24 protein-coding genes are annotated in these 25271 nt (G+C 68.9%); 8 read left to right on the top strand and 16 right to left on the bottom strand.

Translation table 11 applies throughout. The features are described from left to right. Positions 1-10 precede the first annotated feature (10 nt). A complete protein-coding gene (gene hutU / locus CXQ96_RS09335; protein ID WP_104117776.1) occupies positions 11-1732 on the bottom strand; it encodes a urocanate hydratase in 1722 nt (573 codons plus the stop codon). Then, entirely contained in the window at positions 1729-2418 is a 690-nt protein-coding gene (locus CXQ96_RS09340) for an IclR family transcriptional regulator (protein ID WP_104117777.1), read from the bottom strand. Before CXQ96_RS09340 ends, hutU begins: the two co-directional genes overlap by 4 nt. Positions 2419-2520: 102 nt before the next feature. On the opposite strand from CXQ96_RS09340, the gene hutH reads away from it, so the two are divergent. Both hutH and CXQ96_RS09350 read left to right on the top strand, forming a co-directional pair. After that, positions 2521-4140 (top strand): histidine ammonia-lyase, encoded by a 1620-nt coding sequence (hutH, locus tag CXQ96_RS09345; protein WP_258059000.1) that lies wholly within the window; start codon positions 2521-2523, stop codon positions 4138-4140. A gap of 50 nt (positions 4141-4190) precedes the next feature. Beyond that, on the top strand, positions 4191-5036 hold the full coding sequence (locus CXQ96_RS09350; RefSeq protein WP_104117779.1) for a siderophore-interacting protein: 846 nt from the start codon (positions 4191-4193) through the stop codon (positions 5034-5036). A gap of 80 nt (positions 5037-5116) precedes the next feature. Here the strand turns inward: CXQ96_RS09350 and CXQ96_RS09355 are convergent, their stop codons facing one another. The 10 genes from CXQ96_RS09355 to CXQ96_RS09400 all read right to left on the bottom strand — a co-directional run bounded on the left by CXQ96_RS09355 (position 5117) and on the right by CXQ96_RS09400 (position 15497). Next, positions 5117-6310 carry a cation:proton antiporter gene (locus CXQ96_RS09355; protein WP_104117780.1) on the bottom strand — a complete coding sequence of 398 codons (1194 nt, stop codon included), beginning with the start codon at positions 6308-6310 and terminating at the stop codon, positions 5117-5119. Positions 6311-6317: 7 nt separating this feature from the next. Continuing rightward, complete coding sequence (locus CXQ96_RS09360) at positions 6318-6800, bottom strand: cation:proton antiporter regulatory subunit (RefSeq protein WP_104117781.1); 483 nt, start codon at positions 6798-6800, stop codon at positions 6318-6320. 152 nt (positions 6801-6952) lie between these two features. Further along, positions 6953-8050, bottom strand: coding sequence for an FAD-binding oxidoreductase (locus CXQ96_RS09365; protein ID WP_258059001.1), 1098 nt, complete (start codon positions 8048-8050; stop codon positions 6953-6955). A gap of 70 nt (positions 8051-8120) precedes the next feature. After that, positions 8121-9407: a glycine C-acetyltransferase gene (locus CXQ96_RS09370; protein WP_104117782.1), complete on the bottom strand. Its 1287-nt coding sequence runs from the start codon at positions 9405-9407 to the stop codon at positions 8121-8123. A 15-nt stretch (positions 9408-9422) separates the two neighbouring features. After that, a complete protein-coding gene (tdh, locus tag CXQ96_RS09375) occupies positions 9423-10466 on the bottom strand; it encodes an L-threonine 3-dehydrogenase (protein WP_104117783.1) in 1044 nt (347 codons plus the stop codon). 182 nt (positions 10467-10648) lie between these two features. Next, a complete protein-coding gene (locus CXQ96_RS09380) occupies positions 10649-11548 on the bottom strand; it encodes an aminoglycoside phosphotransferase family protein (protein ID WP_104117784.1) in 900 nt (299 codons plus the stop codon). 42 nt (positions 11549-11590) lie between these two features. Beyond that, positions 11591-13105, bottom strand: coding sequence for an Asp-tRNA(Asn)/Glu-tRNA(Gln) amidotransferase subunit GatB (gene gatB, locus CXQ96_RS09385; RefSeq protein ID WP_104117785.1), 1515 nt, complete (start codon positions 13103-13105; stop codon positions 11591-11593). Beyond that, positions 13105-14610 carry an Asp-tRNA(Asn)/Glu-tRNA(Gln) amidotransferase subunit GatA gene (gene gatA, locus CXQ96_RS09390; protein ID WP_104117786.1) on the bottom strand — a complete coding sequence of 502 codons (1506 nt, stop codon included), beginning with the start codon at positions 14608-14610 and terminating at the stop codon, positions 13105-13107. The genes gatB and gatA overlap by 1 nt, the downstream gene beginning before the upstream one ends. Positions 14611-14613: 3 nt before the next feature. Further along, a complete protein-coding gene (gene gatC, locus CXQ96_RS09395) occupies positions 14614-14910 on the bottom strand; it encodes an Asp-tRNA(Asn)/Glu-tRNA(Gln) amidotransferase subunit GatC (RefSeq protein ID WP_104117787.1) in 297 nt (98 codons plus the stop codon). Positions 14911-14990: 80 nt separating this feature from the next. Beyond that, entirely contained in the window at positions 14991-15497 is a 507-nt protein-coding gene (locus CXQ96_RS09400; protein ID WP_146070853.1) for a GNAT family N-acetyltransferase, read from the bottom strand. A 208-nt stretch (positions 15498-15705) separates the two neighbouring features. Here CXQ96_RS09400 and CXQ96_RS09405 point away from each other — a divergent pair, with 208 nt between their 5' ends. The 6 genes from CXQ96_RS09405 (at position 15706) to CXQ96_RS09430 (ending at position 20645) form a co-directional block, all read left to right on the top strand. Then, positions 15706-16572 carry a GAF domain-containing protein gene (locus CXQ96_RS09405; protein WP_181036412.1) on the top strand — a complete coding sequence of 289 codons (867 nt, stop codon included), beginning with the start codon at positions 15706-15708 and terminating at the stop codon, positions 16570-16572. A gap of 115 nt (positions 16573-16687) precedes the next feature. Beyond that, entirely contained in the window at positions 16688-17317 is a 630-nt protein-coding gene (locus CXQ96_RS09410; RefSeq protein WP_104117789.1) for a GNAT family N-acetyltransferase, read from the top strand. Positions 17318-17556: 239 nt separating this feature from the next. Next, positions 17557-18603 carry a CE1758 family FMN-dependent luciferase-like monooxygenase gene (locus CXQ96_RS09415; RefSeq protein WP_104117929.1) on the top strand — a complete coding sequence of 349 codons (1047 nt, stop codon included), beginning with the start codon at positions 17557-17559 and terminating at the stop codon, positions 18601-18603. 147 nt (positions 18604-18750) lie between these two features. After that, on the top strand, positions 18751-19746 hold the full coding sequence (locus CXQ96_RS09420; protein ID WP_104117790.1) for a pirin family protein: 996 nt from the start codon (positions 18751-18753) through the stop codon (positions 19744-19746). Between the two features lie 12 nt (positions 19747-19758). Further along, complete coding sequence (locus tag CXQ96_RS09425; RefSeq protein ID WP_104117791.1) at positions 19759-20130, top strand: GNAT family N-acetyltransferase; 372 nt, start codon at positions 19759-19761, stop codon at positions 20128-20130. Further along, positions 20127-20645 carry a carboxymuconolactone decarboxylase family protein gene (locus CXQ96_RS09430; protein WP_104117792.1) on the top strand — a complete coding sequence of 173 codons (519 nt, stop codon included), beginning with the start codon at positions 20127-20129 and terminating at the stop codon, positions 20643-20645. The genes CXQ96_RS09425 and CXQ96_RS09430 overlap by 4 nt, the downstream gene beginning before the upstream one ends. A 6-nt stretch (positions 20646-20651) precedes the next feature. Here the strand turns inward: CXQ96_RS09430 and CXQ96_RS09435 are convergent, their stop codons facing one another. The 4 genes from CXQ96_RS09435 to ligA all read right to left on the bottom strand — a co-directional run bounded on the left by CXQ96_RS09435 (position 20652) and on the right by ligA (position 25217). After that, positions 20652-21575, bottom strand: coding sequence for an NADP-dependent oxidoreductase (locus CXQ96_RS09435; RefSeq protein WP_104117793.1), 924 nt, complete (start codon positions 21573-21575; stop codon positions 20652-20654). A 116-nt stretch (positions 21576-21691) separates the two neighbouring features. After that, complete coding sequence (locus CXQ96_RS09440) at positions 21692-22183, bottom strand: DUF2087 domain-containing protein (protein WP_104117794.1); 492 nt, start codon at positions 22181-22183, stop codon at positions 21692-21694. Beyond that, entirely contained in the window at positions 22156-23022 is an 867-nt protein-coding gene (locus CXQ96_RS09445) for an inositol monophosphatase family protein (protein ID WP_104117795.1), read from the bottom strand. The genes CXQ96_RS09440 and CXQ96_RS09445 overlap by 28 nt, the downstream gene beginning before the upstream one ends. After that, positions 23019-25217 carry an NAD-dependent DNA ligase LigA gene (gene ligA, locus CXQ96_RS09450; RefSeq protein ID WP_258059002.1) on the bottom strand — a complete coding sequence of 733 codons (2199 nt, stop codon included), beginning with the start codon at positions 25215-25217 and terminating at the stop codon, positions 23019-23021. The genes CXQ96_RS09445 and ligA overlap by 4 nt, the downstream gene beginning before the upstream one ends. Positions 25218-25271 lie beyond the last annotated feature (54 nt).

Raw genomic sequence — 25271 nt, forward strand, 5'->3', positions numbered from 1 at the left:
GGCGGGATTCTCAGGATTCCATGGGGATGCGCACGCCGCGCTCCACCGCGACCTCCCGGGCGCGTTCGTAGCCCGCGTCGACATGCCGGATGACTCCCATCCCGGGATCGTTCGTCAGGAGGCACTCGAGCTTCTGCGCGGCGAGCTCCGTGCCGTCCGCCACCGATACCTGCCCGGCGTGGATGGACCGGCCGATCCCCACGCCGCCACCATGGTGGATCGAGACCCACGTTGCTCCGGAGGAGGTGGTGAGCAGCGCGTTCAGGAGTGGCCAGTCGGCGACGGCGTCCGAACCGTCCGCCATGGCCTCCGTTTCGCGGTAGGGCGAGGCGACGGAGCCGGAGTCGAGGTGGTCGCGACCGATGACGATCGGCGCGGAGACCTTCCCCTCGGCGACCAGGCGGTTGAAGAGCAGGCCGGCTTTGGCACGGTCCCCGTAGCCGAGCCAGCAGATCCGCGCGGGGAGGCCCTCGAACTCGACGTGCTCCGCTGCGGCGTCGAGCCAACGGTGCAGGTGCCCGTGGTCGGGGAACAGCTCCTTGAGGGCGGCATCGGTGACCGCGATGTCCGCCGGGTCACCCGACAGGGCTACCCAGCGGAAGGGCCCGAGGCCCTCGCAGAACAGGGGGCGGATGTACGCGGGGACAAAACCCTGGAAATCGAAGGCACGGCCGTAGCCGCCCTTGCGGGCCTCGTCCCGGATGGAGTTGCCGTAGTCGAACACCTCCGCGCCGGCGTGCAGGAAGCCCACCATCGCCTCGACCTGGAGTGCCATGGACACCTGGGCCTTCTTCGTGAAACCGTCGGGGTCGGCCGATGCCTCGCGCTCCCATTCGTCCGGCGAGATTCCCTCCGGCAGATAGCTGAGCGGATCGTGCGCCGAGGTCTGGTCGGTGACGATGTCGACGTCGAGCCCGCGCCGGAGCAGTTCGGGGAAGACCGTGGCCGCGTTGCCGACGACGCCGACGGACAGCGCGCGCTTCTCGCGCTTGGCGGCGAGCACCTGGGCGACGGCGTCGTCGAGGTGCTCAGCGACGGTGTCCAGGTACCGTTTGGCGACACGCCGGCGCAGGCGTGCCTCGCTGACATCGACGATCAGGACGGCGCCGCCGTTGAGCGTGACGGCCAGCGGCTGTGCGCCGCCCATCCCGCCGCAGCCCCCGGTGAGGGTCAATGTGCCCGCGAGGCTCCCGCCGAAACGCTTGCGCGCGATCGCGGCGAACGTCTCGAAGGTGCCCTGCAGAATGCCCTGCGTCCCGATGTAGATCCAGGACCCGGCCGTCATCTGGCCGTACATCATGAGGCCCTCTGCCTCCAGGCGCCGGAACTCGGGCCACGTTGCCCAGTCGCCCACGAGGTTCGAGTTCGCGAGCAGGACGCGCGGAGCCCAGGGGTTGGTGCGGAACACGCCGACCGGCTTGCCCGACTGCACGAGCAGCGTCTCGTCGTCGTCGAGCGTCTCGAGCGTCCTGACGATGGCGTCGTAGGCCTCCCAGCTGCGGGCCGCACGCCCGGTGCCGCCGTAGACCACGAGGTCCTCCGGGCGCTCGGCGACCTCCGGGTCGAGATTGTTCATGAGCATGCGCAGCGGAGCCTCGGTCTGCCAGCTCTTCGCGGTCAGCTGCGTGCCGCGTGCGGCACGGATCCTCCGCGACGGGTCGTGTGTCGTCGTGGGCTGGGGCGTCGGTGTGGGGCTGGGCGTTGGTGTGGGGCTGGGCGTCGGTGTGGTCATACTGGTTCTCCTGTCAGATCCTCGGTCAGGGGGACGGTGCCGGTGTCCGGCTCCATCAGGAGCGCGGCTGCCTCCCGCGCGACGAGCGCACCGATGCGGCGGGCCTCCGCCTCGGTGATGCGGTAGCTGGGAACGACGACGCTGAGTGCGGCGACCACCCGGCCTCCGGGCGAGACCGGAGCCGCGATAGCCGTGACGTCCGTCTCCACGCCGTTCCGGACGACGACGAACCCGTCGCCCTGGTGGCCGCCGGTGAGGACGGCGCCGACCGCGGTACCTTCCAACGGGATGCTCCGCCCCACCCAGCTGGCATGGCGCACCGAGTGCGTGCCCTCCCGCATCGCGAGGTAGACACCCTCGCCGTCGTGCGAGGGCACGCTGAGGTAGGACGACTCCCCCGTCCTCTCGACGAGACGTTCGAGCGCAGGTTCCGCGAGGGACACCAGTGACTCGTGCCCGAGGGCCTGGGCTCCGAGCTGCACCACCCGGAGCCCGGGCCGGTAGGTCCCGAGCGCGTCGCGCCGGACGAACCCGGTACCCTCCAGCGTGCGCAGGAGCCGGAGGGCCGTCGAGGCCGAGAGGTCCGTCTCCCGCGCCGCATCGGCGAGGGTCAGCGAACCGGCGTCGCACACCGCCCCCAGGAGTACGAGGGCCCGCTCGACAGTGCGGGTCGACGGTTCCGCCATGGGTCGCCTCCTTGCTTTCGGCGTTCGCGTGTATTTCACTGATTGAAACGTCCTTTTCACTCAATGGCAATAGCGGTGCGAGCCGCAGATCCGAGGCACAGCGTGAACCAGCAATCCGTGATCGTGGGCACCGGCCCCCTGTCCCCGGCCGACGTCGTCGCGGTGGCTCGGCACGGCGTTCGGGTCGAACTGGCGGCAGAAGCCCTCGCCGCGATGGCCGCCTCGCGCGCCGTCATCGACACGCTGGTGGACGACGGGACGCCGCACTACGGCGTATCGACAGGATTCGGGGCGCTGGCCACGAAGCACATCCCGCTCGACCAGCGGAGCCAGCTGCAGCGCAGCCTCATCCGCAGCCATGCAGCGTCCTCGGGCACCGAGGTGGACCGCGAGGTGGTACGCGGACTGATGCTCGGGCGCCTGTCGACACTTGCAACGGGTCGCACCGGCGTGCGCCCGCTGGTGGCCGAGACCTACGCCGCGATGCTGAACGCCGGGATCACCCCCGTCATCGGCGAGTACGGTTCCCTGGGGTGCTCCGGTGACCTCGCGCCGCTGTCCCACGTTGCCCTCGCACTCATGGGCGAAGGCGATGTCCGCACCGGCTCCGGTGAGCTCGTGCCCGCCGCCGAGGCCCTCGCGGCTGCAGGGATCGCACCGGTAGAACTCCGCGAGAAGGAGGGCCTGGCGCTCATCAACGGAACCGACGGCATGCTGGGCATGCTCGTCCTCGCCGCAGCCGACCTGCACCGGCTCCTGACGACGGCGGACCTCGCCGCCGCGATGAGCGTGGAGGGCCTCCTCGGGACCGACGCCGTCTTCGCCGAGGACCTTCACGCCCTGCGTCCGCACCCGGGCCAGATGGCGTCCGCGGCGAACATCCGCTCGTTGCTCCGGAACTCTCCCCTGATCGCGGAGCAGCTGACCTCCGAGACCGGCAGGCACCGCTTCACCCGCGTGCAGGACGCCTACTCCCTGCGGTGCGCTCCCCAGGTGCACGGCGCCGCACGGGCCACACTGGCCCATGCCGAATCGGTGGCGGCGATCGAACTGGGTTCCGCCATCGACAACCCGGTCATCACTCCCGATGGCAGGATCGAGTCGAACGGCAACTTCCACGGCGCCCCCGTCGGCTACGTCCTGGACTTCCTCGCCATCGCCGTCGCGGATGTCGCGTCCATGAGTGAACGCCGGACGGACCGCTTCCTCGACAAGGCCCGCAGCCACGGCCTCAATGCCTTCCTCGCCGCGGATCCGGGCGTCGACTCCGGCCACATGATCGCCCAGTACACGCAGGCGGGCATCGTGTCGGAGCTCAAGCGGCTCGCGAACCCGGCGTCGGTCGACTCCATCCCCTCCTCGGCGATGCAGGAGGACCACGTGTCCATGGGGTGGGCCGCCGGCCTCAAGCTGCGGAAAGCCATCGACGGCCTGACCCGGGTGCTCGCCATCGAGATCCTGACCGCGGCGCGGGCCCTGGACATGCGCGACGGAGCCCATGCGACGGGCGGCACCGCGGCTGCTGCGGGCGCCGAGGGCACCCGTCCGGGAATGCGTAGTTCGACACCCATCAGTGCCGTCCGGAACCTGTTGCGGCAGGACGTCGAGGGCCCCGGTACGGACCGCTACCTGGCTCCGGAGATCGAGGCCGCGCGACTGCTGGTCGACGACGGTTCCCTCCTGGCCGCGGCCCTGGAGGCCCTCCCAGCAGTCCCTCAGTAAGAGTTGTTAGGGTGGGCTAACAACACCTCCCGTGAAAGAAGCGCATCCTCATGTCCTCGCCCGCTACCGAAGCTCCGCCCAGACCGCCGCGCCCCCAGGCGGTCCTCGCCGTGCAGGAGACCCGGTGGCTGAGCCCGCACCTCGTGCGGGTCGTGGCCGGCGGACCAGGCTTCGCGGACCTCCAGGAGTGCGACGCGACGGACAAGTACGCCAAGCTGCTCTTCGCGAAGCCCGAGCTCGGGCTCGTGCCGCCGTACGACCTCGCGGCGTTGAAGGACGAGCTCCCGGCGGAGGACAGGCCCGTGAAACGGACCTATACGATCCGGTGGCTCGACCGTGAGACCCAGCGCCTCGCGATCGACTTCGTGGTGCACGGCGACGAGGGCATCGCGGGACCCTGGGCCGCCCGGGCCGTGCCGGGCGACGCCCTCGTGCTCATGGGCCCTTCCGGCAAGTGGTCACCGGACCAGGACGCCGACTGGCACCTCTTCGTCGGGGACGATTCGGCGCTGCCCGCCATTGCGGCCGGCATCGAGGCACTGCACCCGGCTGCCGTCGGCCACGCGTACATCGAGGTGGACAGCGCAGCCGAGATCATCCCGCTCGCCGCTCCGGCCGGCCTCGAACTGCACTGGCTGCAGCGGGACGGCCGAGCGGCCGGTACGACGACGCTGCTCGCGGACGCCGTCGCCGCCGGCCCGTGGCCCGAGGGCCGGGTCGACGCCTTCGTGCACGGCGAACGAGGCGCCATGAAAGCCCTGCGGGATGTCCTGTTCAAGCACAAGGGCCTCGCCCGGTCACAGGTATCGCTGTCCGGCTACTGGGCCTATGGCCGCGAGGAGGACACTTTCCAGGCGGAGAAGCGTGAACCGATCGGCAAGATCCTGGACGACTAGCTCCACTCCTGTTCACGCACAGGTCCGGCAGAGGTCCGGCAGAGGAATGCGCCGGTCCGGTGCAGGAATACGTGACGCGGCTACCCGGCGGTGAGGACGCGCGCCCGCCGCCTGGGGATGCGCTCGACGAGTGCCATCGCGGGTTCGGCCAGGCGCGCCATCACCGGACCGAGAACGGCCATCAGCAGGACGTAGGTCGTCGCGAGTGCCGCGAGGTCGGGAAGGACCGCACCCGATGCGACCGCGAGCCCGGCGATCACGATCGAGAATTCCCCACGCGCCACGAGTGCGGTACCCGCGCGCGCCCGTCCCAGGCGTCCGATGCCCTGTCGGCGTGCCGCCCACCAGCCGGTGGCGATCTTGGTCGCCGAGGTGACCAGGGCCAGCAGCAGCGCCACACCGAGCACCGGCGGGATCGACGCCGGATCGGTGTTCAGTCCGAACACGACGAAGAAGATGGCTGCGAAGAGGTCCCGCAGGGGCTCGAGGATGCGCGCGGCGTTCTCCGCCGTCGCGCCCGAGATGGCGATGCCGAGGAGGAATGCGCCGACGGCCGCTGACACCTGGAGTGCGGAGGCAAGCCCTGCGACGAGGAGCGCCGCTCCGATGAGGGTCAGGAGGAAGACCTCCCGGTCGGTACTGTCGACCACCGCGGAGACGACGTTGCCCCAGCGCAGGGCGACGACCAGCACGAGGGTGACGACGAGCAGGGAGATCCCGACAGTTCCCAGGCCGCCGGCGAAGCTGAGCCCCGCCAGGACCGCAGTGAGCACGGGAAGGTAGATGGCCATCGCGAGGTCCTCGAAGACGAGGATCGCAAGGACGGTGGGAGTCTCCCGGTTGCCGAGCCGCCCGAGGTCCGTGATGACCTTGGCGGCGATCCCGGAGGAGGAGATGTAGGTGACGCCGCCCATGACGAGGGCGGCGACCGGACCCCATCCGAGGATGACGGCGACGAGCGCACCCGGGGTGAAGTTCAGGACGAAATCGACGATCCCCGCGAGCCAGGACTGCCGCAGCCCGGTGACGAGTTCCTTGGCGGTGTACTCGAGCCCGAGCATGAGCAGGAGCAGGATCACGCCGATCTCGCTGGCCACCTCGCTGAACTCGATGACCCCCTCGAGTTCGAGGAAGCCACCTTGCCCGAAGAAGAGACCTCCGACGAGGTAGAGCGGAATCGGCGAGAGCCCGATCCGGCCGGCGAGCCGCCCGAGGATCCCGAGGAACAGGAGGATGGCGCCGAGTTCGATCAGGGTGAGGGCAGACGTGTGCACCGGCGGCTCAGCCGTTACGCAGGATGTCCGCCGCGGCGTCGAGGCCCTCGGAGGTGCCCACCACCACCAGCAGGTCACCGGCGGAGAGGATGAAATCGGGCGTGGGTGAGGCCTGGACCTGACCCGACCGCAGCACGGCGACCAGCGAGGCGCCGGAGCGCGAACGCATCCGGGTGTCAGCGAGGGGGCGTCCGTCGAACGGCGAACCGCGCTCGATCAGGAACTGCCGCGTGGAGACTCCGGGCAGGTCACGGTGTTCCTCCGTCAGTTGCGCGACGAGCTGACGGGAACCGAGGAGGTTGCCGATGGTCGCTGCCTCGTCCGGGGTCAGCGGAATGGAGGCGACACATGCATCCGGGTCGTTGGCCTTGGAGATGATGAGGTCGAGATCCCCGTCGCGCTGGGCGACGATTCCCACCCTCCGGCCCGAGCCCGTGACGATCTCGCGCCGCACCCCGATGCCGGGGAGGCGCGTTTCGATGACGTTCATGCGCCCATCCTAGACCTGCTGCGGCACTCGTTCGTCCGGAGGGGCGGTAGCGGACCCTGCGTTCGCTGACGGCGTCGAGGCTTCCCGGGGAGCGCGCGGATCGGTCCCACGTACCTGCTGGCCAGGCCGGGAATCCAGTGCCCGCACGGCGGTCAGGCAGGCCGAAGAGCTGCCTCCGCGCCAGCGGTTCGAGCCGGATCGGCGCCGAGATCGGCCGGATCCGCGCCTGTGAGGAGGACGACCGCGAGTTCCGCGATCGCCGACGACGTCTGGAACCCGTACCCGCCCTGTCCCGCGAGCCAGAAGAAACCGGGATGGACCGCATCGAATCCCACGACCGGCAGACCGGTGTCCCGCTGTGTCCGCAGGCCCGTCCACGATCGACGGATGGACGAGATGCCGAGCGTGGTCACTGAGTCGAGGTGCCTGATGAGACGCTCGACGTCGCCCGCCCGGGGTTGTGCGTCGCCCGGCTCGGCAGGTTCGGCCTCGCTCGGCGAGATGAGCACGCCGTCCGCGTCGGGACGGAAGTAGAACGAGTCGTCGGCGGCAGCCACCATCGGGGTCCCCACGTGCGGCGCGTTCGCCGCACCGACGATGGCAGCGGTGCGGCGGTAGGGTACGAGTCCCTGGGGCCGAACACCACACAGCTCGGCCACGCCGTCGGCCCAGGCTCCCGCCGCGTCGACCACCACGCCGGCCCTGATACCCCTGCGGCCCGCCCGGACGTTCCAGCCCTCGCCGTCGTACAGGGCGGAGGTCACGGGCGTCCCCGTCAGGATGATGACGCCGTCGTCGCTTGCCCTCCGTCGGTGGAACTCGAGCAGGAGGTCGGTGTCCGTGCCCACGCAGTCGGGGTCGATCGCCGCGGCCTCGAACGATTCGGGGCGGAGCTGGGGGCAGAGCTCGAGGGCCTCGGCGTGGGACAGCCGGCGCATGCCCGCGGTGGTTCTGGCGTCGACATCGGCGGCGGACCCGATCAGCAGGAACGACCGCGGCATGGTCAGCGCCAGCCCGGTGGCTTGCTGGACCTCCGCGAGGAGGTCCAGGGTACGGCGCGTGAGGTCCACGACGGGCTCGGGGCCATAACTCGGTATCAGCTGCCGGGCCGAGCGCGACGACGTGTGGTAGCCGAGCGTGGTCTCGGCTTCGACGAGGACCACGCTGGAGAACGGCGCCAGCGCGGACGCCAGCGACAGTCCGGCGATCCCGCCGCCGATGATCAGGACGTCGCACTCCATGGAACCCATCCCGTCATCCTAGGGCGAGCCTCCCCCGAAGTGCCCGAACGCCCGTGCGAGGCTCATGTGCAGGCGAGGCCTAGGCCTCGCCCGTCCCGCCCACGTGCGCGCCCGTGGACGAGTTCGCAGCACCGTCGCCGTCGCTGCCGACCTCGTTCGCGGCCTCCCGGTTCGCTGCTACCTCGGCCCGTGCCGCGACGAAAGCCTGGACGCACGCCTCGATGTCCTCGTCGGAGTGCGCGGCGGAGAGCTGCACCCGGATGCGAGCCTTCCCCTTCGGCACCACCGGGTAGCTGAACGCCGTCACGAAGACGCCGTGGGCGAGCATCGCGTCGGCCGTCCGGGCGGCGAGCACGGCATCGCCGAACATGACGGGGATGATCGCGTGCTCCCCCGCCAGCAACTCGAAGCCCTCCTCCGTCATCCGGCGGCGGAACAGGGCGGCGTTGGACACCAGGGTCGAGCGCAGGTCGGCACTGTTCTGGACAAGGTCGAGCGCGGTCAGGGTCGCCGCGACGATCGACGGCGCGAGCGAGTTCGAGAACAGGTACGGGCGCGCACGCTGGCGGAGCAGCGCGACGATCTCGGCCCGTGCGGCGACGTAACCCCCCGAGGCCCCGCCGAGCGCCTTTCCGAAAGTGCCGGTGAAGATGTCCACGCGGCCCGAGACTCCGGCGTGCTCGGGCGTGCCGGCGCCGGTGGCCCCCATGAAGCCGACGGCGTGGGAGTCGTCCACCATGACCATCGCGTCGTACCGCTCGGCGAGGTCGCAGATGGCCTCCAGCGGAGCGAGGTAGCCGTCCATCGAGAAGATACCGTCCGTGACGACAAGGCGTCGCCGGGCGCCGGAGGCTTCCTGCAGCTTCGCCTCGAGGTCCGCCATGTCGCGGTTCGCGTAGCGGAAGCGCTGCGCCTTCGAGAGGCGGATGCCGTCGATGATCGAGGCGTGGTTCAGTGCATCGGAGATCACGGCGTCCTCCGGCCCGAGAAGGGACTCGAAGACGCCTCCGTTCGCGTCGAAGCAGGAGGAGAACAGGATGGTGTCCTCGGTGCCGAGGAACTGCGAGACGCGCCGCTCGAGCTCGAGGTGGAGGTCCTGCGTGCCGCAGATGAAGCGCACGGAGGCCATGCCGAACCCGCGCTCGTCGAGCGCCCTCTTCGCGGCCGCGATGATGTCCGGGTGGTCGGCGAGCCCGAGGTAGTTGTTGGCGCAGAAATTGAGCACCTGCGCGTCGCCGGCGTCGATCGCTCCGGCCCTGATGTGGCTGGACTGAGGCGAGGAGATCCGGCGCTCCTGCTTGAAGAGGCCTGCGCTGCGGATGTCGTCCAGTTCACCGGCGAGTTGGTCGCGGACTGCTGAATACACGGTGTTCCAATCCTCCTAGAAGGTGGTCCAGTCGAGGACCACTTTGCCGCTCGCGCCGTTGCGCGCTGTGTCGAAGCCCTGCTGCCACTCGCTCGCCGGCAGGCAGTCGGTCACCACGGACGAGACCGCCTCCTGCAGGGTCCGGTTGGACTGCAGCATGGCGCTCATCGCATACCAGGTCTCGAACATCTCGCGCCCGTAGATCCCCTTCAGGGTGAGCATGTGCGTGACCACTTTGCCCCAGTCGATGGAGATGGGCCCCGAGGGCAGGCCGAGCATGGCGATACGCCCGCCGTGGTTCATGTTGTCGATCATCTCAGGGAGCGCGGTCGCATGGCCGGACATCTCCATGCCGACGTCGAACCCCTCCTTCATGCCGAGCTCGCGCTGGGCATCCGCGATACGCACGCGCCTGACGTCGACGGCGATATCGGCTCCGACGCCGCGCGCGAGCTCGAGCCGCGGAGCCGACACGTCGGTGATGGCGATCTTGCGGGCTCCGGCATGGCGGGCGACGGCGACGGCCATGAGTCCGATCGGCCCCGCTCCCGTGATCAGTACGTCCTCGCCGACCAGCGGGAAACTCAGGGCGGTGTGGACGGCGTTGCCGAAGGGATCGAAGACGGCGCCGAGCTCGGGCGTGACGCCGGCATCGTGAACCCAGACGTTGGTCTCGGGGACGACGACGAACTCCGCGAAAGCGCCGTCGCGCTGCACACCCACGCTCGAGGTGTGGATGCACATCTGGCGGCGCCCGGCCCGGCAATTGCGGCACACGCCGCACACGATGTGGCCCTCGCCGGACACGCGGTCGCCGACGCGCACCCCGCGGATGCCCTCCCCGAGCGCCACCACCTCGCCGTAGAACTCGTGACCGGGGATGAGGGGTGCCTGGATCATGCCCTGCGCCCAGGAATCCCAGCTCTCGATGTGGAGGTCCGTTCCGCAGATACCGGTGGTGATGACCCGGATCTTGACCTCACCCCACCCAGCATCTGGTTCGGGCCGGTCCACGAGATCGAAACCGGGATGTGCCCCGGATTTGTACAGCGCCTTCACTGGACAGTTCCTTCCACGCCGCTCCCGGCGGCCAGCGGGATGGGCTGGGCCAGGACGGTACGAGTTCCGGGCGGGATGCGCCCGGAGCAACAGTACCAAGACCCGTCCACGACGTGCCGCCGTCCCTGCACTCCCGCGCTCCCGCGCGCACGTAGTCGCCTGGCGGAGCGACTGCACAAAGCTCAGTCCTCGAGGACTGCGGTGAGGATCTCGACCCCGAGCGCAAGGAACTCCGGGAAATCGTCGGAGGAGACCGCCAGGGCACTGCCCATGCTGAGGGCCCACCCGCGAGCCCGAGCCCAGGTGGCGGCGTCGGTCGGTCGGAGCGATTCGACCTCGCGCCGGAAAACGGCCCGGCCGTCCGCGTCGAACATGAGCCAGGCCGCGGCGAGGTCCGTTGCTGGGTCCCCGGCGCACAGGTCCCCGAAATCGACGACGCCGGCCAGGCTCCCTCCCGGCGCGAGCACGACGTTGGCAGGGTGGAGGTCCCCGTGCAGCCACAGGGGCGCCTGCTTCCACGTCGGGGCAGCCACCGCACCCTCCCACACGTGCCGCAATCGTGAAGTGGGCAGCTTCGGCAGCGCGGGAAGTGACGTCAGGCGGGCACGCACGACGTCGTCCCTGGCCGCCAGGGGACCGCCACGGCCGACAGGGCTCACGGGAGCACCGGCCGGGGCCGGTTGCTGGAATTCCGCGACGAACCGGGCGAGCTGTGGAGCTGCCGCGCGTCGGGCAGCCCGCCGCAGGGTGATTCCGCTCGCACCCTCGATCCACCGGCAGACGGACCAGTGCCACGGGAACGCCGGTCCGGGAAGGCCGGTCCGCACGGGTGCCGACGTCGGCACGGCGAGGTGCGCCGTCAGGCCCGGCAGCCAGCGCTGCTCCGTATTCATCAGCGCACCCGCGAGCTCGCGCCGCGGCAACCGCACCACGAGCTCGTCCCCCAGCCGGAAGAGCGCGTTGTCCCACCCGTGTCCGGCGAACCGGAGCGGCAGGTGCGCCAGGTCGGGGTGTTGCTCGATCAGCAGGGACAGGACGAGGGAGGGCCCGATGTCGATCTCTGCCCTCGGCATGACCGCCATCGCGCCCTCCCTCGTCGATGCTGTTCCGTGCTCTGCTGCGACCTAGCCCTCGACGCCGAGGCGCTGGAGGATCAGCTCACGCACGCGTGCGGCGTCCGCCTGGCCGCGCGTGGCCTTCATGACTCCGCCCACGATCGCCCCGACGGCCTGAACCTTGCCGCCACGGATCTTATCGGCGACGTCGGGCTGTGCCGCGAGGGCACCGTCGATCGCCTCGAGCAGCGGACCGTCGTCGGACACGACGGCGAGCCCGCGCTTCTCGACGACCTCCGCAGGCGTTCCCTCACCCGCGAGGACGCCGTCGAGCACGTCCCGGGACAGCTTGTCGTTGATCTTGCCGGACTCGATGAGGGCGTTGAGCTCCACGATCAGTTCGGGCGTCACACCCAGTTCGGCCGGCTCGACGTCGGCGAGCTTGGCTCGGCGTGAGATCTCGCCCATCCACCACTTCCGGGCGACGGCGGCACTGACGCCCGCGGCGATCGTGTCCTCGATCGAGGACATGACCCCTGCGTTGACGACGTCCCGGAACTCGGCGTCGGAGTAACCCCAGTCGGCCTGGAGTCGCTTGCGGCGCTCGGCGGGCGGCTCCGGCAGTTCGGCGCGCAGTTTCTCGATCCAAGCTTCGTTCGTCACGACCGGCACGAGGTCAGGTTCGGGGAAGTAGCGGTAGTCGTCGGCGTCGGACTTGGGCCGGCCCGACGTCGTCGAGCGCGTGTCCTCGTGCCAGTGGCGGGTCTCCTGCAGGATCGGCGTGCCTGAATCGAGCACGGCGGCATGGCGCTGGATCTCGTAGCGCACGGCGTGCTCGACGGCGCGCAGCGAGTTCACGTTCTTGGTCTCGGTCCGTGTGCCGAACTTCTCCTGGCCCTTCGGCTTGAGGGAGACGTTCGCATCGCAGCGCACGTTGCCGCGCTCCATCCGGGCGTCCGAGACCCCGAGGTTCTTGACGATCTCGCGGATTGCCGCGACGTAGGCCTTCGCGAGTTCGGGCGCGCGCGATCCGGCACCCACGATGGGCTTCGTGACGATCTCGATCAGGGGCACTCCGGCACGGTTGTAGTCGACGAGCGAGAACTCGGCGCCCTGGATACGGCCCGTCGAACCGCCCATGTGCGTGAGCTTCCCGGCGTCCTCCTCCATGTGGGCGCGCTCGATCTCGATCGTGAACACGGTGCCGTCGGCCAGCTCGATGTCGATGGAACCGTCGTAGGCGATCGGGTCCTCGAACTGGGAGGTCTGGAAGTTCTTCGGGGTGTCGGGGTAGAAGTAGTTCTTCCGCGCGAAGTAGCACTTCTCCGCGATCCTGCAGTTCAGCGCGAGGCCGATCTTGATCGCCGACTCCACGGCGACACCGTTGACCACGGGCAGCACGCCGGGCAGCCCGAGGTCGACCGGCGTCACGTTGGTGTTGGGGACGTCACCGAAGGCGTTGGGAGCGGAGGAGAACATCTTCGTCTTCGTGTTGAGCTCCACGTGGACCTCGAACCCGAGCACCGGATCGTACTTCTCCATGGCCTCGTCGAAGGTCAGGACCTCGTCGGTTACAGCAGTCATTACTTACCACCTGCGATCTCGGGGGCCTTGGCCAGCAGAGGGCCGCCCCATGTCTCTTCGAGCAGTGATTCCAGGACGGCGCCCACGCGGTAGAGGCGTGCGTCCTGGCGGGCCGGGGCGAGAAGCTGGATGCCGACGGGCAGTCCGTCCTCGTCCGCGAGTCCGCCGGGGAGCGACAGGCCGGGGACGCCTGCCATGTTCGCCGGGATGGTGGCCACGTCGTTCAGGTACATCGCCAGCGGGTCGTCGAGCTTCTCCCCCAGCTTGAACGCCGTGGTCGGCGCGGTCGGCGAGATGAGCACGTCGGCCTGCTCGAACGCGGCTGCGAAGTCCCGCTGGATGAGAGTACGGACCTTCTGCGCCGAGCCGTAGTAGGCGTCGTAGTAGCCCGCACTCAGCGCGTAGGTACCCAGGATGATGCGGCGCTTGACCTCGTCGCCGAAGCCGGCGGCGCGCGTGGCCCCCATGACGCGCTCGATGGTCGGCGTGCCCTCGGGCACCACGCGCAGTCCGAAGCGGACGCCGTCGTACTTGGCGAGGTTGCTGGAAGCCTCCGACGGCATGATCAGGTAGTAGGCGCCGAGCGCGTACCGGAAGTTGGGGCAGGAGACCTCGACGATCTCGGCGCCTGCCGAGCGCAGCAGCTCGAGCGACTCGTGGAACCGGGTGAGGACGCCGGCCTGGTAGCCCTCGCCCTGCAGTTCCTTGATGACGCCGATGCGCATGCCCTCGACCTGCCCCATGCGGGCGGCCTCGACGAGCGCGCCGACTGGATCGGTGAGGGACGTCGAGTCGTGCGGATCGTGACCGCCGATGACCTCGTGCAGCAGGGCGCTGTCGAGGACGGTCCGCGACACGGGACCGATCTGGTCCAGGGACGAGGCCATGGCGATGGCGCCGTACCGCGAGACCCCGCCGTAGGTCGGCTTCACGCCGACCGTTCCGGTCACGGCGCCGGGCTGGCGGATGGAGCCACCGGTGTCGGTGCCGAGCGCCAGCGGCGCCTCGAAGGCGGCGACGGCGGCAGCGGACCCGCCGCCGGACCCGCCGGGGATGCGGTCCAGGTCCCACGGATTGCGGGTGGGCCCGTACGCCGAGTGCTCCGTCGACGAGCCCATGGCGAACTCGTCGAGGTTGGTCTTGCCGAGGATGGGCATCTTCGCGGCCCGCAGCTTGCGGACGACCGTCGCGTCGTACGGGCTCTGCCAGCCCTCGAGGATCCTCGAGCCGGCCGTGGTGGGCTGGCCCTTGGTGACGATCAGGTCCTTGACAGCGATCGGGACGCCGGCCAGCGGATGCAGCGTGTCCCCGTCGGTCCGGGCCTTGTCGACCTCAGCGGCGACGAGCAGCGCCTCGTCGGTGTTGACGTGGAGGAACGCGTTGATCGCGCCGTCGACGGCGTCGATGCGGTCGAGGTAGGCCTGCGTCGCCTCGACGGCGGAGACCTCCTTCGACGCGAGCTTCTGCGCGAGGGCGTCGGCGGTGAGGTGGATCAGGTCTGCCATGGGTTACTCCCCGTCCAGGATGGCCGGGACCTTGAAGCGGCCGTCGGCGTTGTCAGGTGCGCCGAGGAGCGCCTCCTCGTTGCTGAGGGTCTCCCCCACGACGTCCTCGCGGAAGACGTTGCTCAGCGGGATGGGGTGGCTCGTCGCGGGGATGTCGTCACCCGCGACCTCGCTGACGGTCTTGATGGAATCGACGATCACGGCGAGCTCACCGGCCATGCGGTCCAGCTCGTCGTCGTTCATGTCGATGTGGGCGAGCCTCGCAAGGTGCGCGACGTCGTCCCGGTTGATCTCAGCCATGGATCTCCCCTGGAAGTCGGAGGTGGGTATCTGCTTCCAGTCTAGTGCTGGCGCGGGTGGCGCCCGGCACTGCGCGCCCCTCAGAGGGCCAGGCGGAAGACCCAGAGCAGGATGTCCTCGTTGGGGACCTCCCAGTCACGCTCGGGGATGCGGACGAAACCCAGCGACTCGTAGAGCTGGTGCGCCCGCACCATGTCGGAGCCGCTCGTCAGGCTCACCGCCTCGATCCCCGGCAGGGTACGGGCGTGCTCGATGACCTGTTCGACCATCGCCCTGCCCACGCCGCCACGCTGCACTGCGGGGTCGACCGCCAGCATGCGGAACTCGAGCTCGCCCTCGACGGCGATGTCCGTATAGCGCTGCCCGGCGAACGTCAGTGCCACCGATCCGACCACGGTGCCGTCGCGTTCCGCGACCCACACCTCGGCGTGCTGGGCGCGGTGCTCGACGTCGGACAGCACGGCCATGTAGGGGTGGGCGTCGTCCGTGAAGTAACCGGCTTCGAGGTAGGCGCCGCGCGTGATGCGGCGGACGTCGTCGTAGTCCTCGCGGCGGATCGGGCGAATGGTGACGTGGGACCCGCTCAGGGCGCTTCCGGACGATGCTGTGCTCACCGGCCTATCTTGGCACGTGGCGACTGCCGGTACTGGCACGTCAGGTCCACTCTGTCCACCAAGAGCGGATCAGGGGGGCGCGGTCCGAAAAACAGGGTTCGGGACTCTAGGGTTGTCGACAGGAACGGCGGGCCAGGCCGCAGGATTCGGGCCGACCGGAAGACAAGAGGAGAGGATCACCGTGCTGGACGAGCACCTGCAGCAATGGAGCGCGATCCAGACCGTCAGGGCAGCCGGACTGACGGTCGAGGAGGTGCGCAGGGCATATCTCGAGTGTTCGGGTGATTCCGACGAGCTCGGTGTCTACGGCTACCTCTGTGGACTGGTGATGCTCCCCCTGGAACGGCGCAACCTGCTCGCACACACCATCAACGGGCTGCTGGACAGTTCCGGGTCACTGGTCGACGGCGCGCACTACAGCGACGAGCGTGCGACACTCGACTCCGGGTACGACGACTACCTCCGGCGCCTGGTCCTGTCGCCTGACGGGTACGACTTCACGGCTCCCCCGGCAGGAGACCACAGCACCAGCACCCAGCAGGGTGCTCCCCATGACGAGGGGCGCGGGAAGACCTCCGCCCTGGAGGATGCCGAGTTCCGGCGGTGCCATGCCCTGTACGAGACAGGGCTGCTCGAGTCAGGGGCGGAAGAGCGGTTCGACCGCATCACGCGGGACGCCCGGGAACACTTCGGCGTTAGCTCGTCATCCATAGCCCTGATCACGGCGCACGCGCAGGTCATCAAATCCGTCGTAGGCCCGATCGGCCAGGATCTGCCACGGGATCTCGCACTGTGCGCGCGGACCATCGAGCGGGACCGCACGCTCGTCATCCCCGATGCCGGTAGCGACCCGGCGTGGAGGGATCATCCCCTCGTCGCGGACGGACCCGAGGTGCGCTTCTACGCCGGACATCCCGTGTCGACCGCGGAGGGTTGGCGGATCGGGAGCCTCTGCATCATCGATGACCGTCCACGCCGTTTCACGGAGGAGGACGAGGTGCACCTGAGGCGCTTCGCCGCTCAGGTGCAACTCGAGCTCTGGGCCTGATCGATCGACCAAGCGATAAGGTTGCTTAGTTTTCTTTTGCCCGTGTTGTCGCTACTGTTTCAGTGACACCGGGGTCTAGCCACAGGCCATGGTTCTGACAAGCACAGGAATGGCAATGACAGAACTCATGCATACCGCCAACACCGATTCATCCATGACAGCCGCAACCGTCTCGCGCAGCAACGTCGTCTCATTCGCTCGGCCCGCCCACCAGACGCCCGCCGATTCCCGGACCACCGGGCTCCAGTCCGACACGCACAGGGGCGAAGACCACCTGTCGACGGAGGACCTCACTACCGCGTCGACACGCCAGCTCCGCATCATGGCCAACCAGGTCTACCGGATGCTCGATACGGATTACCCGCCGCCCGGCGCCGTCGAGCGCTACCAGAGCGTCGTCGACGAACTCGGTTACCGAGCGCGCCAGGCGATGGAACGGGGCCCGGTTGCTCCGCCACGCGAGACCTTCCGGGACAACCTGCTGTACCGCCGATTCGAACTGTTCGTCGATGGCCGACTCGCCGCATACCTGAAGTACTCCATGAACGGTGGGCAGGTGAACCTCCTCGACGGCGTCGAACAGACGGGGTTCCGTGATCAGGGCTTCGATACGACCCTCATGCGCCATGTCATGCTCAACGTCCACAAGAGGCGACTGAACGTAGCGCCCCAGTGCCCCATGGCCTTCTCCTTCCTGGCCGACCACCCCGAGTTCCGGCTGCTGGCGACCCGCTCGAGGGCCTAGCGACGGACGTCCTGCGGCCGTTCCAGGTACCTCCGCCCATATCAGCGAGGCGAGCCGCAACCGCAGGAATGCCTGGGCGAGGATGAGCACTGCCGGTACACGGGAACAACACCGCCCTGACCGCGCGACCTCTGGGGCGGCCCCTCCGACTCGTGTCGCGTGCAGTTCGGTGGGGGCATAAACGGCAGGGGGACGTGGTTGTCGGGTGCACAACCACACAGGGAAGAGAAGTGATCAGCGTGGACATCGGAATCTTCGGGGTCGGCGACATCGTGCCGGATCCGACCACGGGTGAAACCCCCAGCGAGACCGAACGCATCCTCGGGCTGGGACGCATCGCCAAACATGCCGAGGACATCGGGATGGATGTGTTCGCCATCGGGGAGCACCACAATCCGCCCTTCATCTCCAGTTCGGACAGCACGCTCCTGGCGTACGTCGCGGGGATGACGACGGACATCACGCTCTCCACCTCGACGACGCTGATCACCACGAACGATCCGGTGAAGATCGCCGAGGACTTCGCGACCCTGCAGCACATCGCCGGTCCGAGGGTCGACATCATGCTCGGGCGGGGCAACACGGCCGAGGTGTATCCCTGGTTCGGCAAGGACATCCGCCAGGGCATCCCGCTGGCCGTCGAGAACTACGCACTGCTCCGTCGCCTGTGGCGGGAGGAGAAGGTGACGTGGAGCGGGCAGTTCCGCACGCCGCTGCTCGAGTTCACCGCGATGCCCCGGCCCCTGGATGGCATTCCGCCCTTCGTGTGGCATGGATCCATCCGCAGCCCCGAGATCGCCGAGCAGGCCGCCCACTATGCAGACGGCTTCTTCGTGAACAACCTCTTCATGCCGGTGTCCTATTTCAAGGAGTACGTCGACTTCTACCGCCGACGCTTCTCGGAGAACGGTCACGGCCGGCCCGAGGATGCGATCGTCGGAGCAGGTGGGGCGATCTTCGTCAGGCCGACATCACAGGCCGCCTTCAAGGAATTCTCTCCCTACTACTACTCGCACCCGGTCATGTCGAGCGCCGGCAGACTCGAGACGGCGGCCCGGACGACGGGCCTGGCCGTGGGCAGCCCGCAGGAGGTCATCGACCACATCATGACGTTCCGGGACTCGTTCGGTCCTTATCAGCGGCAGCTGTTCGGGATCGACTTCGGCGGAGTGCCCGAGCGGATCGTGCACGAGCAGCTCGATCTGATCGGCTCTGCCGTCCTGCCGACCCTGAGGCGTGAACTGGAGAGCCCCGTCGCCGACGCGCTGGCCGACCCCGTCCTGTGACGCTTCCCCAAGGGGTCGCGCCATCGAATTCGAGTTGTGAGGCGGCGCCCCCTACGGCGTAGGAGGATAGCGCCGCTGCACATAGGATGACACTGGAGCGTCGCCAGACATACCTGCCAGAGACCGAGCCCTGCTGAGGACCACACGATGAGCAACCTCGAAGCACCACGTCCGATCACTGCTCCGGCCGCGGAGCCTTCGCTCCCTCCTCGTCAGGGCGCCGATGTCATGGAGCCGCGGGACGTCCCGCTGGGTGGACCCCGAGCGATGAGTGTCCGACGCACACTCCCCCAACGACACCGATCCCTGATCGGAGCCTGGTGCTTCCTGGACCACTACGGCCCGGCACGCGTGAGCGATACCGGAGGGATGAAGGTGCCGCCGCACCCTCACACCGGGCTGCAGACCGTCAGCTGGCTGTTCTCCGGTGAGATCGAGCACCGCGACAGCGCTGGGACGCATGCGGTGATCAGGCCGGGTCACCTCAACCTGATGACCGCCGGGTCGGGCGTGTCGCACTCCGAGGTCTCCACCCCGGACACGGACCTCCTGCACGGAGTGCAGCTCTGGGTCGCGCTGCCCGAGCACAGGCGGACGATCGACAGGCGCTTCGACCACTTCGCCCCGGCCCCGGTCGAGGCTGAAGGGTATCGCCTGACCGTGTTCCTCGGAAGCGTCGGCGGGGTGTCGTCGCCGGTCCCTACCCACACTCCGCTCGTCGGGGCCGAAGTGCTCGTTCGTCCGTCGGGTGCGGCGACGATCCCGCTCGACAGAGACTTCGAGCACGGCTTCCTCGTCGATACCGGCGCGGTATCGCTCGACGACCAACCGGTCCCGCCTGACTCCCTTGCCTACCTCCCCGTGGGACGGGCATCGGTGACCCTGAGGAACACCTCGGACACCCCCGCCCGGCTGATCCTCATCGGGGGTACGCCCTTCGGGGAGGAGATCGTCATGTGGTGGAACTTCGTCGGCCGTTCCCACGAGGAGATCGTCGAGTACAGGGCGCGGTGGCAGGACGAGATTTCGCCCGGCTCCGGCAGCCGGCACCCTTCGTTCGGTCTCCCCGATGATGACCCGCTCGAACCCCTGCCGGCCCCGGAGCTTCCGACCGTGCGCATCAGACCCCGTAGAAACCGATGAACAGGACGCTCCATGACTCCCGATGAAACGTTGCCGCAGGAAAGCGGCATCTCCACTATCGCCCTCCGGCATGCCCCCGAACTGCATCGGTACGAGCTGGTCGATGGTGACCGCATTGCCGGTTTCACCACCTACCGCGCGCGGCCGCGGCAGAACCAGAGGGTCTTCGTCCATACCGAGGTGCACGACGACTATGCAGGACAGGGACTGGCCCCGCTGCTCGCCCGCTTCGCCCTGGACGACGTCGTCGCCCAGGGCCACCGCATCGTGGCGATCTGCCCCTTCATCGCGGCGTACCTCCGGCGCCACCCGGAATACCGGGACCACGTCGACGCGCCGGACGCCAGGCCCGCGTCGGAGCCGGCCGGGACAGCACAGCCATGAGTGTCGACGGCGACCGCGAGCACAACCACGTGTTCCTCGACAAGGAGGACCCCGCAGTCTTCCGGGCACTCAACGCAGTCGCGCTCAAGGCTCGCGAAGCGGCGATCGGCGCGGGAATCACCTCCGAGCTCATCGAGCTGATCAACCTGAGGGTCTCGCAGCTGAACGGCTGTGCCTTCTGCCTTCGACGACACACCATCCTCGCGGTGGAGCTCGGGGTGGACCCCGACCGCCTGTCCGTCCTGGCCGCATGGCAGGACACCGATCTGTTCACGCCGAAGGAACGTGCCGCCCTGCTCGTCGCGGAGACCGTCGCGGACCTGCCACCGGCAGGCGCGCGGGACCACAATCTGGAAACCGCCCGCCAGGAGCTCACGGAGGGGGAGTTCTCCGCCATCGCATGGATCGCCATCACGATCGGCGCCTTCAACCGGGTCTCGATCATCAGCCGGCATCCGGTCCTCAAGGATCAGCACGACGGCGGAGCACGCCTCGCCGCCGAGCGTGTTTCCTGATGCCCGCTAGGGCCTGATGCGCAGGACGCGCTTTCCGAAGCCGTGACGCGTGGCGACCTCCCTGTACGCGTCGGCCACTCGCTCGAGCGGGTAAACAGCACCGACCGGTATGTCGAGGGCTCCCGAAGCCGCCAACTCGGCGAGTTCTCCCCAGATGGCCGGGGAGTCCGCCTGCTCCTGGGCGTCGGAGTGCACGCCGTACCGCTGCACTCCGGCGCCGTCGGCCGTGGTGTTGATGCGGTTGGGTGGAACGCCCAGCGCGATCGCGAGGGCGACGTTGCCCCTGCCGAAGGTATCGATGAACGCATCGACGCCGTGCGGTGCCATCCGCTCCAACTCCGCGCGGAGCCCCTGCCCGTACTGCACGGGGATGATGCCACGGTCCTCGAGCGCTGCCGCATTGGCACTGCTCGCAGTACCGATCACCGTGGCTCCGGACAGGCGGGCCAGTTGCGCGGCGATGATGCCGACTCCCCCGGCAGCACCGGACACCACGACGGTCTCGCCCGGTTGCGGCTTGACGGCGGCCACGGACGCCCACGCCGTCGCCCCCGCTCCGGCGACCGAGGCGGCCGCTTCCCACGAGAGCGTCGCGGGCTTGTGTGCGAGAGCTCCACTGCTGACGACGACATACTCGGCCTGGGCAGCCCGAGGTGAGAACCCGAGGACCTCGTCACCCACAGCGAAGGCGCTCCCTGTTCCGCCCACTTCCACGACGTGCCCGGAGAAGTCATTGCCCTGGCCCTCGGGGAAGTGCGCCGGCCAGATCTGGGCGAAGACTCCCTCGCGGATGCCGATCTCACCCGGATTGAGAGCTGCCGCCATCACCTGGACAAGGACCTCGCCGTCCGCGGGCACGGGCATCGGGACGTCGACGACCTGCAGCACGTCCGGTCCGCCGTAGGTCGAGAATCTGACTGCCTTGGGCATGAGCCGCCTCCTGGTAGGCCGCTGACAGGGTCTTCAGGCGGCAATGGGATGATGATGCAGACCCTACCGCCTACAGCGTAGGTTGCCACGCCTACGCTGTATGTTACGAAGAAGGTTCAGGAGGACTCCGTCACCCGGCGGTATCCGGTGCCGTCGGGGTAGCGCTCCACGTACCCGTGGTCCACGAGAGCCCGCCGGAGGGTGGGGATATCGCGTGTCACGGTCGCGAGCAGCCGGTTGATCTCCGGTTCGCTCAGCTCCTCGTCCGGCGGCAGGAGGCGTTCCGCAAGGTGCTCGAGGATGTCGGCGCGATCCTGCCCCGTCCGCGGCAGGCCATCGATCATGCCCTCCCGGAAAAAGCGGTCGACGCCCCTCGGCGTTCCGGGGGATGCGGCCGCGAGCACTTCCTTAAACAGGTGCTCGTCCACCGTGGCGTCCTGCCGGAGCAGCCCCGCATCGACGAGTCGCTGCAGTTCCTTCGGTGTCGCGTCGAGCGGCTCCCCGAGCACAGCCCGCGCGTAGAGCTGCCGGGCGCGCCCGCCGGCGAGGGTCGACAGGATCTTCTGCCAGGACGGCGTGGTCATGACTGCCTCTCCGTCGAATGCCATGCCACGAAGTCCGCAGGTCCGGCCAGGGTCATCCCTGCGAGGCGCTCGGACTCGGTGGGGCCGCCGTCGATCATGGGACGCAGCACCGGCCGGCGCACCGCGACTCCCGCCTCCTCGGCGATCAGCGCGCCGGCCGCGAGGTCGTGCTCGTTCAGCCCGCGCTCGGCGAAGGCGTCGAGCGTGCCGTCGGCCACCAGGCAGAGGTCGAGCGCCGCCGATCCCAGGCGCCGGAGATCGCCGAACCCGTCGAGGAGTGGGCCGAGTTCACGCACCTGACCCGCGCGTGCGGCCGGGTCGTAGGACAAGCCTGTCGCCAGGAGGCGCCCCCTGTGCGTGGCCGGTCCGGTCAGCCGTCGCACTGCCCCTCGGTCGCTCAGCCACGAGCCGCCGCCGCGGCACGCCCAATACACGCGCTCCAGCGCCGGCGCGTGCACGACGCCGGCAAGCCAGGTGCCGTCCTCGGCAGCCACCGCGACCGAGGTGCCGTAGTAGACGATGTTCCGGATGAAGTTGGTGGTTCCGTCGAGCGGATCGATGGACCAGCGGACCCTGGACCCGTCCGGGGAGGTGCCGGACGGTACGGAGGTTCCGAGCTCCTCCCCGGTGATGACGTCATGGGGCCTCGAATCCTGGATGACGGTGCGCACCGCACGCTCCGCCGCGACGTCGAATGCGGTCACCCAGTCGCTGTCGGAGCTCTTGCTGGTGGCGTCGAGCGCCTGCGGGTCGCGGCGGGCCAGTACCTCCGCGCCGGCCGCCGCCGCCTGGCGGGCGAGGTGCAGGAGCGATTCGGGCGAGTGGGCCGGACCGTGTGGTCCACTCGCCGGAGTGCCGGTCATGTGGCGGGCCCGCCGTCGGATGCCTGCCCGTTCTGCAGCAGTGCGATGAAGCCGTCCTCGTCGAGGACGGGAATGCCGAGGGCTTCGGCCTTCTCGAGCTTCGTGCCCGCGTTCTCCCCCGCCACCACGTAGCTCGTGTTCTTCGACACCGAGCCGGACGCCTTCCCACCGCGGGTGATGATGGCCTCCTTCGCCTCGTCGCGGTTGTACCGCTGGAGGGAACCGGTGACCACGATGGTGAGGCCCTCGAGGGTCCGGGGTGCGCTCTCGTCGACCTCGTCCTCCATCCGCACCCCGGCCGCCGCCCAGCGGTCCACGATCTCGCGATGCCAGTCCTCCGCGAACCACTCCTTGAGCGCCGCCGCGATCGTCGGGCCGACGCCGTCGACGTTGGCGAGTTCCTCCTCGCTCGCGGTTCGGATGCGTTCCATGGAACCGAATGCGGTGGCCAGGGCGCGCGACGCCGTCGGGCCGACGTGCCGGATCGACAGCGCGACGAGCACACGCCAGAGCGGCTGCTTCTTCGCCTTCTCGAGCTCGGTGAAGAGCTTGCGCGTCGTCGCACTGGGTTCGGAGGGCTTCTTGGCGGTTCCCCTCGAGTAGAAATAGGGCACGAGTTCCCGACCCGTCACGACGCCCTTGACCTTCTTGTCCCGCTCGATCTTCACATCAGCGAGCTTCTCCGGCGTGAGGTCGAAGATCTCGGCCTCGGTGGTGATCGGCGGGATCGCCGGCTCAGCCGGTTGCGTGAGCGCGATGGCCGCCTCGTAGCCGAGGGCCTCGATGTCGAAGGCTCCGCGTCCTGCAAGGTGGAACACGCGCTCGCGCAGCTGCGACGGGCAGGACCGGGCGTTCGGGCAGCGGATGTCGACATCGCCCTCCTTCGCCGGCTGCAGGGGGGTTCCGCAGGACGGGCACTCGGTGGGCATGACGAACTCGCGCACCGGCGGATCCTGCTTGTCGCGCAGGGCCAGGACCGGCCCCACGATCTCCGGGATCACATCACCGGCCTTCCGCAGCACCACGATGTCACCGATCATGACGCCCTTGGCCTTGACGACCTCCTGGTTGTGCAGCGTGGCCATTCCCACGGTCGAACCGGCGACCTTGACTGGCTCCATCAGACCGAAGGGCGTGACGCGCCCCGTCCGTCCGACGTTCACCAGGATGTCCAGGAGCTTGGTGTTCACTTCCTCCGGCGGGTACTTGTAGGCCACCGACCAGCGCGGGACCCTCGACGTATGGCCGAGGGCGCGTTGCAGAGCGAAGCTGTCGACCTTGATGACGATCCCGTCGATCTCGTGCAGGAGATCGTGGCGGTGCTCGCCGAAGTGCGCGATGTAGTCGAGAATCTCGTCCTGCGTCTGCAGCACCTTGTAGTAGGGCGACGTCGGCAGGCCCCAGGCCTTGAGCAGGTCGTACGTCTCGGACTGCGTCTCGGCCGCGAGCCCCGTGCGGGCCCCGATGCCGTGCACGTACATGTCCAGCGGACGCTCCGCCGTCATGGCGGGGTCCTTCTGCCGCAGCGACCCTGCCGCGGCGTTCCGCGGGTTGGCGAAAGGTGCCTTACCCGCTGCGACCATCCGCTCGTTGAGTTGCCCGAACTCCTTCGTCGGGAAGAAGACCTCTCCGCGTACCTCCACCTCCTGCGGGTGGTCGCTGCCGGCGAGGTGCCGGGGGATCGAAGCGATGGTGAGGACGTTGTGCGTGATGTCCTCACCGGTGACACCATCCCCCCGTGTGGCGGCGCGGACCAGCTCACCCTTGCGGTACAGCAGGTTCACGGCGAGACCGTCGATCTTGAGCTCCGTCAGCCATGAGACCCTGGCGCCCGGGCTGCGCTGCTCGACTCCCGCGCTCGCCCGGTCCAGCCATGCCCTCAGTTCGTCGAGCGAGAAGACGTCCTCGAGGCTGTACATGCGGGCGAGGTGGTCGACGGGTGTGAAGGCGGCGGATACCTCGCCGCCCACCTCCTGCGTCGGCGAGTCGTTGGAGACGAGTTCCGGATGGAGCGCCTCCAACTCCTCGAGGCGCCGGAAGAGGGCATCGAACTCGGCATCCGAGACAGTGGGAGCCGCATCCTGGTAATAGGCGATGCGATGCGCGCGGATCTCCTCGGCGAGCTGCGCGTACTCCTCCCTGAGCTGGTCACTGGGAGTGGCGTCTACCGTTGCGCTGTCAGGTTCTGGAGTCACTTTTCCATCTTGCCCTAACGCCCCGGAGCGGGCTACCGGCGCTCCGGGCTGTTC

The sequence above is a fragment of the Arthrobacter sp. B1805 genome (assembly GCF_002929745.1).
In the GTDB taxonomy this organism is placed as follows: Bacteria; Actinomycetota; Actinomycetes; order Actinomycetales; family Micrococcaceae; genus Arthrobacter_D.

Bases quoted from the DNA above. Each gene is read 5' to 3' on its own strand.
- CXQ96_RS09430 (WP_104117792.1), top strand. From the start codon at position 20,127: ATGAGTGTCGACGGCGACCGCGAGCACAACCACGTGTTCCTCGACAAG.
- CXQ96_RS09365 (WP_258059001.1), bottom strand. From the start codon at position 8,050: ATGGGTTCCATGGAGTGCGACGTCCTGATCATCGGCGGCGGGATCGCC.
- gatB (WP_104117785.1), bottom strand. From the start codon at position 13,105: ATGACTGCTGTAACCGACGAGGTCCTGACCTTCGACGAGGCCATGGAG.
- hutU (WP_104117776.1), bottom strand. From the start codon at position 1,732: ATGACCACACCGACGCCCAGCCCCACACCAACGCCCAGCCCCACACCG.
- CXQ96_RS09350 (WP_104117779.1), top strand. From the start codon at position 4,191: ATGTCCTCGCCCGCTACCGAAGCTCCGCCCAGACCGCCGCGCCCCCAG.
- CXQ96_RS09440 (WP_104117794.1), bottom strand. From the start codon at position 22,183: ATGGCATTCGACGGAGAGGCAGTCATGACCACGCCGTCCTGGCAGAAG.
- CXQ96_RS09420 (WP_104117790.1), top strand. From the start codon at position 18,751: ATGAGCAACCTCGAAGCACCACGTCCGATCACTGCTCCGGCCGCGGAG.
- CXQ96_RS09340 (WP_104117777.1), bottom strand. From the start codon at position 2,418: ATGGCGGAACCGTCGACCCGCACTGTCGAGCGGGCCCTCGTACTCCTG.
- CXQ96_RS09360 (WP_104117781.1), bottom strand. From the start codon at position 6,800: ATGAACGTCATCGAAACGCGCCTCCCCGGCATCGGGGTGCGGCGCGAG.
- CXQ96_RS09410 (WP_104117789.1), top strand. From the start codon at position 16,688: ATGACAGAACTCATGCATACCGCCAACACCGATTCATCCATGACAGCC.
- CXQ96_RS09445 (WP_104117795.1), bottom strand. From the start codon at position 23,022: ATGACCGGCACTCCGGCGAGTGGACCACACGGTCCGGCCCACTCGCCC.
- gatC (WP_104117787.1), bottom strand. From the start codon at position 14,910: ATGGCTGAGATCAACCGGGACGACGTCGCGCACCTTGCGAGGCTCGCC.
- CXQ96_RS09425 (WP_104117791.1), top strand. From the start codon at position 19,759: ATGACTCCCGATGAAACGTTGCCGCAGGAAAGCGGCATCTCCACTATC.
- CXQ96_RS09380 (WP_104117784.1), bottom strand. From the start codon at position 11,548: ATGGCGGTCATGCCGAGGGCAGAGATCGACATCGGGCCCTCCCTCGTC.
- CXQ96_RS09435 (WP_104117793.1), bottom strand. From the start codon at position 21,575: ATGCCCAAGGCAGTCAGATTCTCGACCTACGGCGGACCGGACGTGCTG.
- gatA (WP_104117786.1), bottom strand. From the start codon at position 14,610: ATGGCAGACCTGATCCACCTCACCGCCGACGCCCTCGCGCAGAAGCTC.